Genomic DNA, 13,136 nt, shown 5'->3' with positions numbered 1-13,136 from the left:
CTCCGGCCCAGCAGCTACACGCCTCCCCCACCGCCCCCACCGCCCCCACCGCCAGAGCTGCCGCCCCCGCCTGCACCACCACTCGACGAACTCGACGCCGAGCCCACGAAACTCGATGCCGACGACGAGAACGACGACACGCTCCCCACGAACGCGGCAGCACGAAAGCCGCTCGTACCCGAATACCAGAGCGGCGCCTCCCCCTCACGCTCATACACAACCGCCAACGCCTCCGCCCACTGCTTCTCGAGCCCGACCAGCACCGCCCAGGGCAACAGCCGCTCCGTCACCTCGACGACATCGACCGTTCCAGCCGCACGACGCTCCGCACCCCGCGGCGACTGCAACACGGCCAAACGATCGGCCTCCGCGAGCCGGATGTACAGCGTCAGTCCTCGCACGTGGTCGCGCAGCTCCGCGCCCGCCGCGGTCAGGGGCACCTTCGACACCAGGACGATCGACGCCGCGGCCATCGCGACCGCGACCGCGAGCAACACCCCCGGAAGCAGGCCGCCGAGCGACGACGAGACCACCACGACTCCGCCGACGAACGCCGCAGTAAACGCCAGCACAGCCACGACGACGAGCACCACCGACCCGACGACCGTCCCGGCTCGCCTCAGTCCAGCCTCCGTCGTCCTCTCACTCAGTCCATGCACGAAACCCGACACCGCCGCGCCGAACGCCCGATCGCGCCCCGACAGCTCGCGCACCGTTCCGGGCACTCGACCGAACGCCACGTCGAAGAAGCGGCGGTCATCGGAGGGAACGGTCCGCGGCCTGCCCGCACGCCGTGGAGCCGCCGCCGCCGGATCGAGCACGCGCAAGGCGAATGCGGGCTTCCTCCCACCCGCCGTCTCCTCGATCCGCACCAGTCCGCGCACAGCCGCGTCGAGAAACGCCGCCGTCGGCGCCTTCGCCGTCTTCCCCACCAACGCTGCCGAGAGGAACAGCCCCTGAGCCGGCGGCTCGTACTCCGCGATGACCGTCGGCCGACCGGGCGCGTCCCGCAGCACGGTCCTCCGCCGACGCACGGCGAGAACGAGCACGATCAGCAGCCCCGCGAGCCCGCCCAGCTGCACCCACGACCAGCCGGAGGCGAAGTACCGATCATCGCGCGGCGTGAAGGTCCCCGGGGCGAAGCCGATCGCCACCGTGACATTCTCACCACTCGCAAGAGACCCTCCCGAGGCGCTCACTCCCGAGGCATCCCGCCCGATCGAGCACGTGTCGGTCGACCCGGCCCGGCCGCGGTAGCAGCTCAAAGCTCCGGTCATCGCCTCCTCGAGGCCCTGCCCGAGCCTGACCCGAAGATCGAAACGGTCGAAAGGTTGGCTCCACGCCGTGCCGTTCGTGTCCCAAAAGAACTCGTCCTCGCCGCTGGCCGTACCTGCGGCGGGCAACGTCACGTTGTGCTGCGTGTAGGTGAAGACATAGCTCTGGCGGCCGTGCACGAACCCCTCCTCGGCGCTCGTCACGAGGAGGAACCCCCCGTCGGTCTCGGTGTCGACGGCGCGGGGCGTTCCGCCGCCGTCGGTGACGGAAACCAACCGGACATCGGTCGGATAACCCTGGAAATCGAGCGGAATCGCGCGCCGGATCCCGTGGTTCTGATCGCTCTGCGGGAACTCCGCGACGAACGTCTCGGTCGTCGTCAACAGCGACCGACCCTCGGCGTCCCGTTCGAGGACGAAGTCGGCCGAGTACTCGGAGAAGCGGAAGTCGTCCACGCCCACGCGCACGATTCCCGCCGCTCCTGCCGCCGCGGAGGCGCTCGCTCGCTCCAGCGCCGCCGCTTCGGGCGCAACGACGAGCAGCAGCACGAGGGCCATCAGCCCACCGGCAAGCCACCTCCTCGCCCTGCCTGCCACGGGAGGCACAGACAGGACCGAGCCGAGCATCCCCCACATGGGCGTCAGCGTACCGCCGAGCCGCTGCTCGCGCCTCCGCCGGGAGGCCTACTCGAGCAAGAACTGCGTCGTCGACCCCGACTCGATGCCACCGACCGACACCGACAGGTTGTAGGCCGCCCCGCCCGCCGTCACCGCCTCCCGGCCGCCCGAGCAGGTGTCGGGCGAGGAGCGGGTACGGTCCCAGGTGATCGAACTGCCCGTCACCGAACGGCCCGCCTGGAGCAGCACACGAAGGTCGGTCGCGCCCGTCTGGCAGTCGGCGGAGGACCAGATCTGATCGGATCCGCTGGTGATGCGGAACACCTGCTGGCTGGTGCCGGCGTTCATCACGCAGTCAGCGTTCGAGATGTTCGCGAGAGACAGCGACAGCTGCGGGTTGACCCCCGCCCCGTAGCTGGTCGCATCGGTCACGGCGGTCACCGAGACCGAGGCGGCGGTGCAGGGAGGGATCGCGGCGGGCGTCCCCGAGTCGGAGGCGCTCGGGTAGAGCGTCGGCAACGGCGATTCGGTGGGAGTCGGCGCTCCAGCGTCGGGTGTGCCGACGCCGGTCCACGGCCGCAGGACGAGCACGACCACGATCGCGACGACCGCGAGGACGACGAGCAGCAGGACGGCACGGCGGCGGCGGTACACCCCGGCGGGCAGGCGACGGGGAGGCGGGGTCACCGGCACAGGCTACGACGCTCCACCTGTCAGAGCGTCTTGAGCATACGGGTGTTGCCGAGAGTGTTCGGCTTCACGCGCGCGAGGTCGAGGAACTCCGCCACACCTTCGTCGGGGGAACGCAGCAGCTCCGCGTAGACGTCCGGGTCGACGACCTTCTCGCCGATGGGCGAGAAGCCGTGGCGCGCGAAAAAGTCGACCTCGAAGGTGAGGCAGAACAGCCGAGACAGGCCCAGCTCGCGCGCGTCGTTCTCGAGGCGCTCGAGGATGTGATGGCCGACTCCCTTGCCCAGCCACGGCGTCGCGACCGCGAGAGTGCGCACCTCCGCAATGTCGTCCCACATCACGTGCAACGCGCCGCACCCGATGCGGTTGCCCTCGCCGTCCTCAGCGACACGGAACTCCTGCACGGCGCCGTAGAGCACCACGCGGTCCTTGCCGAGCAGGATGCGCTCGTTGACGAGCGGTTCGCTCAGCTCCTGGATGAACGGGACATCGCTCGTGCGCGCCCGGCGCACCGGGTACTTCCAATCAGCCACTCCCCCACCCTATTCCGCGACGGAGGCACAGGGCGCGCCCCTAACGACGGCGTGCCCGCCTCTCCGCAAGGAGGGACGGGCACGTCGAGGAGGCGGAACGCTACGCCATCAGGTCGGGCGTCGCGGGGCCTGTCGTGGCGGCTCCCGCCGTCGCACCGGCGCTGATCGAGATCAGCCGCGGCGTCGTCGTGAAGACGAACGCCCCGCCGACGAAGTCCACATGGATGTGGTCTCCGGCCCCGAGCTCGCCGTGCAGGATCCGCTCGGACAGCTGGTCCTCGATCTCGCGCTGGATCGCGCGACGCAGAGGGCGGGCGCCGAGGGCCGGGTCGAACCCGACCTCGATCAGTCGCTCCTTGGCCGACTGCGTCAATTCGACCGTCATGTCGCGGTCGAGGAGACGATCGCCCAGGCGCGTGATGAACAGGTCGACGATCTGCAGCAGCTCCGGCTTCGACAGCTGCGGGAAGACGATGACGTCGTCCACGCGGTTGAGGAACTCGGGCTTGAAGTGCTTCTTGAGCTCCTCGTTGACTTTGCCGCGCATGCGGTCGTAGCCGGTGGCGTTGTCACCCTCGATCTGGAACCCGACGGGACCACCGGCGATGTCACGGGCACCGAGGTTGGTGGTCATGATGATGACGGTGTTCTTGAAGTCGACGACACGTCCCTGGCCGTCGGTGAGTCGACCCTCCTCCAGGATCTGGAGGAGGGAGTTGAAGATGTCCGGGTGGGCTTTCTCGATCTCGTCGAAGAGGACCACGCTGAACGGCTTGCGCCGCACCTTCTCGGTGAGCTGGCCGCCCTCCTCGAAGCCGACGAACCCGGGAGGGGCGCCGAACAGCCGCGAGACGGTGTGCTTCTCGCCGTACTCCGACATGTCGAGCGAGATCATCGCGTTCTCGTCGTCGAAGAGGAACTCGGCGAGCGCCTTGGCGAGCTCGGTCTTTCCGACGCCGGTGGGGCCGGCGAAGATGAACGAGCCGGAGGGGCGCTTGGGATCCTTGAGGCCGGCGCGGGTGCGGCGGATGGTGCGCGAGAGGGCCGCGATGGCCTCCTCCTGACCGATGACCCGCTGGTGCAGCGCCTTCTCCATGAAGACGAGTCGCGACGACTCCTCCTCGGTCAGCTTGAAGACCGGGATACCCGTCGCCTGCGCGAGCACCTCGGCGATCAGGCCCTCGTCGACCACGCCGGTGGCCTTGACGTCGCCCGACTTCCACTGCTTCTCGAGGCGGAGGCGCTCGCCGAGCAGCTGCTTCTCCTCGTCGCGGAGGGACGCGGCCTTCTCGAAGTCCTGGTCCTCGATAGCGGCCTCCTTCGCCGAGCGCACGACGGCGATGCGGTCGTCGAAGTCGCGCAGCTCCGGCGGCGCCGAGAGGATCGAGAGGCGCAGGCGGGCGCCGGCCTCGTCGATCAGATCGATCGCCTTGTCTGGCAGGAAGCGGTCGCTGATGTAACGGTCGGCGAGGTTAGCGGCCGACACGATCGCGCCGTCCGTGATGGACACCTTGTGGTGCGCCTCGTAGCGGTCGCGCAGACCCTTGAGGATGTTGATCGTGTGGGGCAGCGACGGCTCCGCGACCTGGATCGGCTGGAAGCGACGCTCGAGCGCCGCATCCTTCTCGAAGTGCTTGCGGTACTCGTCGAGCGTGGTCGCGCCGATGGTCTGCAGCTCGCCGCGGGCGAGCAGCGGCTTGAGGATGGAGGCGGCGTCGATCGCGCCCTCTGCGGCCCCTGCGCCGACGAGGGTGTGGATCTCGTCGATGAAGGTGATGATGTCGCCGCGGGTGCGGATCTCCTTCGTGACCTTCTTGAGGCGCTCCTCGAAGTCTCCGCGGTAGCGGGAGCCGGCGATGAGCGAGCCGAGGTCGAGGGTGTAGAGCTGCTTGTCCTTGAGCGTCTCGGGCACGTCGCCGCGCACGATCGCCTGGGCGAGGCCCTCGACGACGGCGGTCTTGCCGACGCCGGGCTCGCCGATGAGGACGGGGTTGTTCTTGGAGCGGCGCGAGAGGATCTGCATCACGCGCTCGATCTCCTTCTCGCGCCCGATGACCGGGTCGAGCTTGTTGTCGCGCGCCGCCTGCGTGAGGTTGCGCCCGAACTGGTCGAGGATCTGCGAGCCTCCCTGAGGCTGCTGCTGCTCACCGCCCACGGCGACCTGCTCCTTGCCCTGGTACCCCGAGAGCAGCTGGATGACCTGCTGGCGCACCCGGTTGAGGTCGGCGCCGAGCTTGACCAGCACCTGCGCCGCGACTCCCTCGCCCTCGCGGATGAGGCCGAGCAGGATGTGCTCGGTCCCGATGTAGTTGTGGCCGAGCTGGAGCGCCTCGCGGAGGGACAGCTCGAGGACCTTCTTCGCCCGAGGCGTGAAGGGGATGTGGCCGGTCGGCTGCTGCTGCCCCTGGCCGATGATGTCCTGCACCTGCTCGCGCACGGCGTCGAGCGAGATGCCGAGCGACTCGAGTGCCTTCGCGGCGACTCCCTCGCCCTCGTGGATCAGGCCGAGCAGGATGTGCTCCGTACCGATGTAGTTGTGATTGAGCATCTTGGCCTCTTCCTGGGCCAGGACGACGACGCGCCGTGCGCGATCGGTGAATCTCTCGAACATGCTGTCACTCCCTACAGAACCCGCAGGGGTGGGCTCCGATACGTCGACTGTAACCAGCGCTCGCCCGAGAGCGGAGGCCTGTTCGCCCTGGGCGTGAGCCTGATCCCGGGGGTGAGGCGACGGCGGCCCGGGCAGCGTTTCCATGCACAGGCATAGACTTTCGGGATGAGCAACCTGGAGGAGCATCCCGCCGAGCTCCCGGTCACCCCGGAGCCCCCTGCCGGTGGCCCCGTCGAGATCCTGGAGGCGCGCCTCGTGCCGCTCGGCGGCCCGCGGGCCATCGAAGTCCGCCGCACCCTCCCCCAGCGCTCGCGTTCGACGATCGGCGCCTGGTGCTTCGCCGATCACTACGGCCCCGTCCAGCTGGGCGAGAGGGCAGGCATGGATGTCCCGCCGCACCCGCACACCGGACTGCAGACCGTCAGCTGGCTGTTCGAGGGCGAGATCGAGCACCGCGACAGCGTGGGGAGCAGCTCGCTCGTCCGCCCCGGCGAGCTGAACCTGATGACCGCCGGGAACGGCATCTCGCACTCGGAGGTCTCGACGGGGGCGGCGCCCGTGCTGCATGGCGTGCAGCTCTGGGTCGCGCTGCCGGAGGAGGCGCGCACGACGGAGCCGTTCTTCGAGCACCACCACAGCGTGCGGGTCGAGCGCCCGGGACTCGTGGTGCACGTGTTCGTGGGCGGGATGCTCGGAGTCGCCGTGCCCGCGAGCGTGTTCACTCCTCTCGTCGCCGCGCAGATCGACCTGGGACCCGACGCGAGCGTCGAGCTGCCCCGCGAGCCGGGATGGGAGTACGGCGTCCTCGTCGACTCCGGGCCGATCGGCGTGCAGGGGGCGTGGGTGGAGCCTCCGCACCTCGCCTACCTCCCCCCGTCGGGCGACGCGCTCGCGCTGACCGCGGGTCCCGAGGGAGGGAGGGTCGTGCTCCTGGGCGGCGAGCCCTTCGGCGAGCAGCTCGTGATGTGGTGGAACTTCGTGGGGCGCAGCCACGACGACATCGCCGCTGCCCGCGAGCGCTGGCAGTCCGACGTGATCGACGGACGGGACTCGGACGGCCCCTTCGGAATCGTGCCGGGGTATCCCGGGAGGCCGTTGCCTGCTCCCGAGCTGCCCTCCGTGCGCCTCAGGCCGCGGGGACGCGTCTGACGCTCGCCACCTCCGTTGCGCCCGCGTACGCTCAGGAGGCCGGATCCGCCGTCGCGGACGCCGCCTCGTCCGCCTTCGTCGCCGCCTCAGCCCGGTCCGTCGCCTCCACCGTCTCGCGGAACGCCCTCCGCGGATCCTGCAGCGCGCCCATCGGTGACAGATCGCGGGGAGCGACCGCGTCGACCAGCCATCCCGTGATGACCCGCCACTTCCGATCGAGGCTGGGCATCGCCGCGCCGTGATAGGCGCGGTGCGCCAACCACGCAGGAAGCCCGCGCAGCGTCACCCCCTTGATCAGTCCGGCGCCCTTGCCCAGTCCGTACTCGGCGACGGTGCCCAGGGAGGCATGGCGATACTCCTCCACGACTCCGCCGGTCACCTCGGCGACGAGGTTGCGCGCGAGCAGCTTGGCCTGCCGCACCGCGTTCTGGGCGTTCGGCGGGTAGTAGGCAGGCTGCTTCACCGACGTGAGGTCGGGCACCTGGGCGCCGTCGCCCGCGGCCCAGGCGCCTCCGACGGGCTCGCCGTCGTCGCCGATGACCCGGAGGCACGCGTCGGCCCTCACATGGCCCTTCGGCCCCCGCGGCGCATCCGTCGCGTCGAGGATCGGATTCGGCTTCACGCCCGCCGTCCACACGATCGTCGCGGAGGGGATGCGCTCGCCGCTCGACAGCTCGACGACGCCGTCCTCGCACGAGGGCATCGTCGTCTTCAGGTGCACATGCACGCCGCGTTCGCGGAGCTGAGCGAGCGTCCAGGCCGAGAGCTCGGGGCCGACCTCGGGCGCGATGCGGTCGAGCGCCTCCACGAGGTGCCAGGTGACGTCGCCGACCGAGAGCGAGGGGTGGGCGGCGAGCGCACGGCGGCTCAGATCGAGCAGCTCGCTCAGCGCCTCCACGCCCGTGTACCCGCCGCCGATGACGACGAAGGTGAGAAGTCGCCGTCGTTCGCTCTGGTCCGTCGTGAGGGAGGCCCGGGCGACGTTCTCGAGAACGCGGTCGCGCAGGTGCGCCGCCTCCTCCACCGTCTTGAAGCCGATGCCGTGCTCGGCGAGGCCCGGGGTCGGGAAGGTGCGGGTGACCGCCCCGAGGGCGAACACGACCTGGTCGAACTCGAGCGTGCGAGACGATCCGTCGATCGCCGCCACGGTCGCGGTGCGCTCGGCCAGGCTGACGCCGGTGACGGCTCCACGGAGCACCCGGGTGTGCTTGAGCGCCGAGACGAGGGGCACGGTGACGTGGCGGGGCTGCACGTGCCCGCCGGCGACCTCGGGGAGGAGCGGCTGGTAGGTCATGAAGGGGTTCGGCTCGACGAGTGTCACGTCGATCGGCGCCTGCCGGCGTCGTCTCTCGAGCCCCCAGGCCGTGTACAGGCCGACGTAGCCGCCGCCGAGGATGAGGATGCGCGTCGTTCCGGATGCCGTCATGTCCAGTCCCTTCTCGAACTCGACACCGGACACGGCGGACCCGCGCGGTGCCGAGAGACGCTCCGACGCTACGCGCGGCGCCGAGAGGGGCACAGGGACTTGCGCGAGGGGCGCCGCCGCCCTCAGCCGGTGGCGCGCCCGTCGCCCCGCCGCCTGCGGCGGTACTCGCTCGGCGAGAGCCCCGTGTGCGCGGCGATCGCGCGCCGTAGCCGCTCGGGGGAGGAGAACCCCGAACGGTCGGCGATGTCGCGCAGCGGCAGCTCGCCTCCGCCCGGCGCGCGCACGAGACGGAGCGCCTCCTCGGTGCGCACGGCGATGATCAGGTCGCGGAGGGTCGTCCCGCGTTCCTCCGCGATCGCGCGTTGAAGTGTGCGCAGCCGCACTCCGCAGCGCAGGGCGACCCCGGGAGGGTCGAGCGCCGGGTCGGCGGCATCGGCGCGCACGACCTCCTCGGCCGCCTCGACCATCTCGCGCACGCCGACCTTCTCGGTAGAGGAGTCGTGGCCGTCGGCCCAGAGCAGGCGCGCGAGGCGCAGCACCATGCCGTGGAGATAGTCGGCCTGGGTGGGGTGCTCGATGTCGAGCTCGGCGAGGACGCCGTGCAGCAGGGCCAGGGCGGCGGCCGTCAACGAGCTCGCGGGCAGCGCGCGGGAGGCGCCGACTCGCACGGGATCCGGATCCGTCGCCTCCAGCCGTCGCGCGCGCTCGCTCGGCGAAGGGCGCGTGCAGAGAACGAGGAAGCGCACCGCCTGCTCGGCCTCCACGACGACGGGCTCGTCGGAGGAGAGCACGAGCCCTCCCCGAGCGACGGTCACGCGCTCGAGACCCGCTCGCATCGTCAGCGAGCCCGCGACCGGCAGCGCGAACGTCGACGCACCGCTCTCGAAGCCGGGCCCCGGCCAGCGCGTCGAGAACGGGGTCGACGAGACGAGCATCACGCGGACCCGCTCGATCGAGGCGATCTGCAGATCCATCCTGAAGCCGTGCACCTGCTCGATCGCGAGGTCGAGCGAGCGACGCACGGCCGAGACCCCTTCCGCGCCGCGGAGCCGGACGGCGCGGACTCCGGCGCCGAGCGGCACGCTGGCGGGATTCGTGAGCGTCGGACGAGGGATCACGGTGGCGGCTCCGATCGTGAACGCGAGCACCCCTCAGCACTCGCGCTCTCAGCCTACAAGAGCCGAGTTTCGCTCGTGGAGCCCCGAAAGGGTGCCGTCGCTGTCCACCCGGGGCGACCGAGTGCCGCGGTCACTGCGGCCGACTGCTCGATCGGGAAGAAGTGGCCGCCCTCGACGACCCGCAGGGCGAAGGAGTCGCTCGTGCAGGCCGACCAGCCCGCGCCCGCGGCCGGCGGGGCGAGGCGGTCGGACGTGCCGTGCCACGCCTCCAGCGGGACGGAAACGGCTGCGCCGTGCACCGGCCGGTGGCCGACGAGCAGCCGCAGATCGGCGCGCAGACCCGGGAGGAAGAGCCGTCGCAGGGGGTTCTCGGGCAGCGACGCGTCGACAGCGCCCATCGCGACCAGTGCGGACAGGAAGGCGTCATCCTCGAGATCGACGACGGGAGCGAAGGAGCGGCCCGTCTCGGAGCAGGGCGGACGGCTCCCCATCACGAGCAAGCGGTCGGGCAGCGGATCTCCCGCGGCCTCGAGGAGGCGGACGGCCTCGAAGGCGACGAGCGCGCCGAGGCTGTGGCCCGCCAGCATCCACCGGCCGCCCCTCGGTGCGGCGAACGCCAGCGCCTGTGCGGCAGTAAGGAGCGTCGCGCCAGGACCACGCGGGCGCGGCGGCATCCGCACGAACGCCCGGCCCTCGAGGTCGACGGACCAACGGCGACGGAACAGCGCAGACCCGCCCGCGGGCGGCGCCAGCAGGACGACAGGCAGGCCGGTCATCGCGCGGTCCGGGGCCCGACAGGCAAGGTGCTCGCGAGCGACCCGGCGAGGAGCGAGCTGCCGACGAGCAGCCCGCGATACCCGGCGCCGAGGAGCCGTTCGACGTCCTCGAGCGACTCGACTCCGCTCGCGCTGACAGGCAGGGGCGTGCCGGTGGCGACGACCCGGTCGACGAGCTCGAGGCTCCGCTCCAGACGGGCGCTCCCGCGTTCCTGGTCGCGGATGTCCTTGTTGTTCACCGCGATCACGCACGCGTGCGTGCAGGGCACCACAGCGACCTCCGCCGCCGAGACCACCTCGACGAAAGGGGTGAGCCCGATCTCGAGCGCGTGCTCGACGAGGGCCTCGAGGCTCTCGCGCCGGAGGAGCTGCGCGGTCACCAGCACCGCCGAGACTCCGGCCGCTGCGGCGCGATCCAGCTGCGCCCGCCTGGTGAAGAAGTCCTTCTGCAGGACGGGGCGGCTCGTGGAGCGCAGAACGTCCTCGAGCATCGCGGGGTCGCCGCCGAACCAGCGCCCGGTGACCACGGAGAGGCACGGCGCGCCGGCGTCCTCGTAGAGCCGGACGAGCTCGGCGGTAGTCCGGCCGGCGGTCAGATCGACTCCGGCGGCGGAGCGACGCTTGATCTCCATGATCAGACGCACCTCCGAGGCGAGGACGGCCGCGACGAACGGCGACACGCTCACGCGGGCACCGCGCGGCGCCCGAGCTGCGGGGCCCACGCGTCGACCAGGGCCGCCACGGCCACCGCATCGAGGGCGCCGTGGACGCCGCGCGCCGAGCCGTCGACGTCGATCCCCTGCCAGTGCTCGCTCGCAGCCAGGTCCGCGACGCGGTCGGCGTCGCGGGCGCCGAGGCCCCCCGCGACGAGGAACGGCCGGTCGAGCCGCTCCACCGCTCGTCGGAGCACACCGGCGTCGGCTCGGACCCCGGTGCTGCCGATCCTGCCGCCCGCGACGGTGTCGACCAGGTAGCCGTCAGCCCCCGCGCGTCCGTACGCGCCGAGGAACGGCGCCTCCAGGAGGACCCCGCCGTCGAGGTGCAGCACCTTCACGACGCGACAGGCGCGGCCGGAGTCGGCGAGCCTCCGACGCAGCTCGTCGACGACGGAGGGCCGCTGGAACGCGTGCAGCTGGATCCAGTCGGCCTCCAGCGCGGCAGCCGCGAGTGCGATCCCGTCGGCGTCGGAGGAGAAGGTGACCAGCGCTCGGCGGATCGGGGACCGGTCGCGCGCGACCGCGGCCAGCTGCGGCACTGAGAGGGAGCGGGGCGAGCCGGGCACCCCCCACCACACACCCGCGTCGGTCGCGCCGGCGGCCGCGAGCAGGCTCAGCTCGGCTGCGGCCACGACTCCGCACACTTTGACCACGCGCGCGCTCCTCAACGCAGGCCGATCATTGCCGCGACCCGGTTGTACTGGATCTCGTTCGTGCCTGAGTAGATGGGTCCGGCCACGGAGTCGCGCAGGTCGCGCTCGATCCCGTGCTCGGTCAGGTAGCCGCGACCGCCGAAGATCTGCAGCGCGTCGAGACTCGACTGCAGAGTGGCGCGGCTGGTCACGAGCTTGGCGATCGAGATCTCGGTGGTCGCCGAGACACCAGCGTCGAGGCGGTCGGCCGCCGCCTGCAGCCACATCCGAGCCGTGTCGGAGGCGATCCGCATGTCGACCACCTTGTGGGAGATCGCCTGGTTCGAGCCGATCGTCCGGCCGTACTGGACCCGTTCGCGGCACCACTGGACGACACGCGCCTCGCGGCGGACCATCTCGCCGACATTGACGGCGAAGGAGAACAGGATCTCGCGCTCCATCACGTGATCGAGCACGAGGAACCCGCCACCGACCCGGCCGACCACGCTCGAGGCCTGCAGCCGGCAACCCTCGAAGGAGAGCTCCGCGAGCGGACTGCCCGAGAGCCCGAGCGTCGGGAGACGGCGTCCGACGGTGAAGCCGGGGGTTCCCGCGGGCACGAGGAAGGCGGTGATGCCCAACGGCCCAGGCACCTCCGACGTCCGGGCGTAGACCACGTAGACGTCCGCGAGGCCGCCGTTCGTGACGAAGGTCTTCGCTCCGTCGAGGACGAATCCGTCGCCGTCGCGCACCGCGCGGGTCGCCATGCCCAGCGCGTCCGAGCCGCTTCCCTCCTCCGTGATGGCGTGCGCAGCCAAGAGCCGCCCGCCGACCACCTCCGGCAAGATGCTCCCGCGGTGCTCGGCCGAGCCGAAGCGTGAGAGGGCGACCGCGGTGCTGGCCATCGTGGTGACGGCCGCGAACGAGAGGCCCGCGTCGTGGTTGAGGCGGCCGAGCGCCTCCAGCAGCGGGAGGGACTCACGGTAGCTCAGGCCGGCCCCGCCGACGACCGGGTCGAAGGGGGCACCGAGGATCCCCGTCGTGCGGAGGCGGTCCCACCCCGCACGGTCGAAGACGGTCTCGTCGGCGGGGCGCGCATGTGAGGGGTCGAAGGCCGCCGCAAGGCGCTCCGCGATGAGGTCGGCGGTCGCGAGGGCTGGGGTGTCGAGGATCGTCATAGGAGCGTCCGCTCAGTACTGGGAGTAGCCGGACGGGTCGAGCCGGTGGCGCTCGGTGCCCGTGATCGGCGGGTTGAAGATCGAGACAAGGTGGAGGTCTTCGTCCTCGGAGGCCCGTAGTTCGTGCGGGTCATGCAGGTCGAGGGCGTAGAGGGTGCCGGGGACGATCTCGTGGACCGTCCCGTCGGCCTCCACGACGGAGCCCGAGCCGGAAAGGCAGTAGCACGCCTCGATGTGCCGGCGGTACTGCAGCCGCGAGCGGGTTCCCGCGGCGACGACGGTGTGGGCGACGGCGAAGCCGAGCCCGTCGGCCTCGTTGACGAGGCGGTCGCTCGTGCCGTTGCCCCATTCGACGGTGGGGACGTCGGTGCGCTTCCTAATCAGCATGGCTGCTTCCTTCCGAGATGCGGTGGGT

At 71.2% G+C, this 13,136-nt stretch carries 12 protein-coding genes; 1 reads left to right on the top strand and 11 read right to left on the bottom strand.

What is annotated here, in order from left to right:
* Nucleotides 1–14 precede the first annotated feature (14 nt).
* The 4 genes from ITJ45_RS11700 to ITJ45_RS11685 form a co-directional block, all read right to left on the bottom strand.
* Nucleotides 15–1,832, bottom strand: a complete 1,818-nt coding sequence (locus tag ITJ45_RS11700; RefSeq protein WP_194610154.1) for a DUF2207 family protein — start codon at nucleotides 1,830–1,832, stop codon at nucleotides 15–17.
* 126 nt (nucleotides 1,833–1,958) lie between these two features.
* Nucleotides 1,959–2,579: a hypothetical protein gene (locus tag ITJ45_RS11695; RefSeq protein ID WP_323743005.1), complete on the bottom strand. Its 621-nt coding sequence runs from the start codon at nucleotides 2,577–2,579 to the stop codon at nucleotides 1,959–1,961.
* A 26-nt stretch (nucleotides 2,580–2,605) separates the two neighbouring features.
* Nucleotides 2,606–3,115, bottom strand: coding sequence for an amino-acid N-acetyltransferase (locus ITJ45_RS11690; protein WP_194610158.1), 510 nt, complete (start codon nucleotides 3,113–3,115; stop codon nucleotides 2,606–2,608).
* A 100-nt stretch (nucleotides 3,116–3,215) separates the two neighbouring features.
* A complete protein-coding gene (locus ITJ45_RS11685; RefSeq protein ID WP_194610160.1) occupies nucleotides 3,216–5,726 on the bottom strand; it encodes an ATP-dependent Clp protease ATP-binding subunit in 2,511 nt (836 codons plus the stop codon).
* A 165-nt stretch (nucleotides 5,727–5,891) separates the two neighbouring features.
* Here ITJ45_RS11685 and ITJ45_RS11680 point away from each other — a divergent pair, with 165 nt between their 5' ends.
* Nucleotides 5,892–6,875, top strand: coding sequence for a pirin family protein (locus tag ITJ45_RS11680; RefSeq protein ID WP_194610162.1), 984 nt, complete (start codon nucleotides 5,892–5,894; stop codon nucleotides 6,873–6,875).
* A 31-nt stretch (nucleotides 6,876–6,906) separates the two neighbouring features.
* Here the strand turns inward: ITJ45_RS11680 and ITJ45_RS11675 are convergent, their stop codons facing one another.
* The 7 genes from ITJ45_RS11675 to ITJ45_RS11645 all read right to left on the bottom strand — a co-directional run bounded on the left by ITJ45_RS11675 (nucleotide 6,907) and on the right by ITJ45_RS11645 (nucleotide 13,108).
* Nucleotides 6,907–8,301, bottom strand: coding sequence for an NAD(P)/FAD-dependent oxidoreductase (locus ITJ45_RS11675; protein ID WP_194610163.1), 1,395 nt, complete (start codon nucleotides 8,299–8,301; stop codon nucleotides 6,907–6,909).
* Between the two features lie 122 nt (nucleotides 8,302–8,423).
* Nucleotides 8,424–9,449: a helix-turn-helix transcriptional regulator gene (locus ITJ45_RS14350; protein WP_194610166.1), complete on the bottom strand. Its 1,026-nt coding sequence runs from the start codon at nucleotides 9,447–9,449 to the stop codon at nucleotides 8,424–8,426.
* Nucleotides 9,450–9,472: 23 nt separating this feature from the next.
* Nucleotides 9,473–10,195 (bottom strand): thioesterase II family protein, encoded by a 723-nt coding sequence (locus tag ITJ45_RS11665; RefSeq protein ID WP_194610168.1) that lies wholly within the window; start codon nucleotides 10,193–10,195, stop codon nucleotides 9,473–9,475.
* Nucleotides 10,192–10,881, bottom strand: coding sequence for a hypothetical protein (locus ITJ45_RS11660; protein WP_323743008.1), 690 nt, complete (start codon nucleotides 10,879–10,881; stop codon nucleotides 10,192–10,194). The genes ITJ45_RS11665 and ITJ45_RS11660 overlap by 4 nt, the downstream gene beginning before the upstream one ends.
* The gene (locus tag ITJ45_RS11655) at nucleotides 10,878–11,564 is read right to left on the bottom strand and encodes an N-(5'-phosphoribosyl)anthranilate isomerase (protein WP_194610170.1); all 687 of its coding nucleotides are present in this window, start codon (nucleotides 11,562–11,564) and stop codon (nucleotides 10,878–10,880) included. Before ITJ45_RS11655 ends, ITJ45_RS11660 begins: the two co-directional genes overlap by 4 nt.
* An 11-nt stretch (nucleotides 11,565–11,575) precedes the next feature.
* Nucleotides 11,576–12,721 carry an acyl-CoA dehydrogenase family protein gene (locus ITJ45_RS11650; RefSeq protein WP_194610172.1) on the bottom strand — a complete coding sequence of 382 codons (1,146 nt, stop codon included), beginning with the start codon at nucleotides 12,719–12,721 and terminating at the stop codon, nucleotides 11,576–11,578.
* 12 nt (nucleotides 12,722–12,733) lie between these two features.
* On the bottom strand, nucleotides 12,734–13,108 hold the full coding sequence (locus ITJ45_RS11645; protein ID WP_194610173.1) for an ectoine synthase: 375 nt from the start codon (nucleotides 13,106–13,108) through the stop codon (nucleotides 12,734–12,736).
* Between the last annotated feature and the right edge of the window lie 28 nt (nucleotides 13,109–13,136).

The sequence above is a fragment of the Rathayibacter sp. VKM Ac-2879 genome (genome assembly GCF_015351245.1).
Classification (GTDB): domain Bacteria; phylum Actinomycetota; class Actinomycetes; order Actinomycetales; family Microbacteriaceae; genus Rathayibacter.
This window is presented reverse-complemented; position numbering and strand designations above follow the sequence as displayed.

Excerpts from the sequence above, each read along its gene's own strand:
- ITJ45_RS11700 (WP_194610154.1), bottom strand. The coding sequence starts at position 1,832 with ATGGCCCTCGTGCTGCTGCTCGTCGTTGCGCCCGAAGCGGCGGCGCTG.
- ITJ45_RS11685 (WP_194610160.1), bottom strand. The coding sequence starts at position 5,726 with ATGTTCGAGAGATTCACCGATCGCGCACGGCGCGTCGTCGTCCTGGCC.
- ITJ45_RS11680 (WP_194610162.1), top strand. The coding sequence starts at position 5,892 with ATGAGCAACCTGGAGGAGCATCCCGCCGAGCTCCCGGTCACCCCGGAG.
- ITJ45_RS11675 (WP_194610163.1), bottom strand. The coding sequence starts at position 8,301 with ATGACGGCATCCGGAACGACGCGCATCCTCATCCTCGGCGGCGGCTAC.
- ITJ45_RS11665 (WP_194610168.1), bottom strand. The coding sequence starts at position 10,195 with ATGACCGGCCTGCCTGTCGTCCTGCTGGCGCCGCCCGCGGGCGGGTCT.
- ITJ45_RS11650 (WP_194610172.1), bottom strand. The coding sequence starts at position 12,721 with ATGACGATCCTCGACACCCCAGCCCTCGCGACCGCCGACCTCATCGCG.
- ITJ45_RS11645 (WP_194610173.1), bottom strand. The coding sequence starts at position 13,108 with ATGCTGATTAGGAAGCGCACCGACGTCCCCACCGTCGAATGGGGCAAC.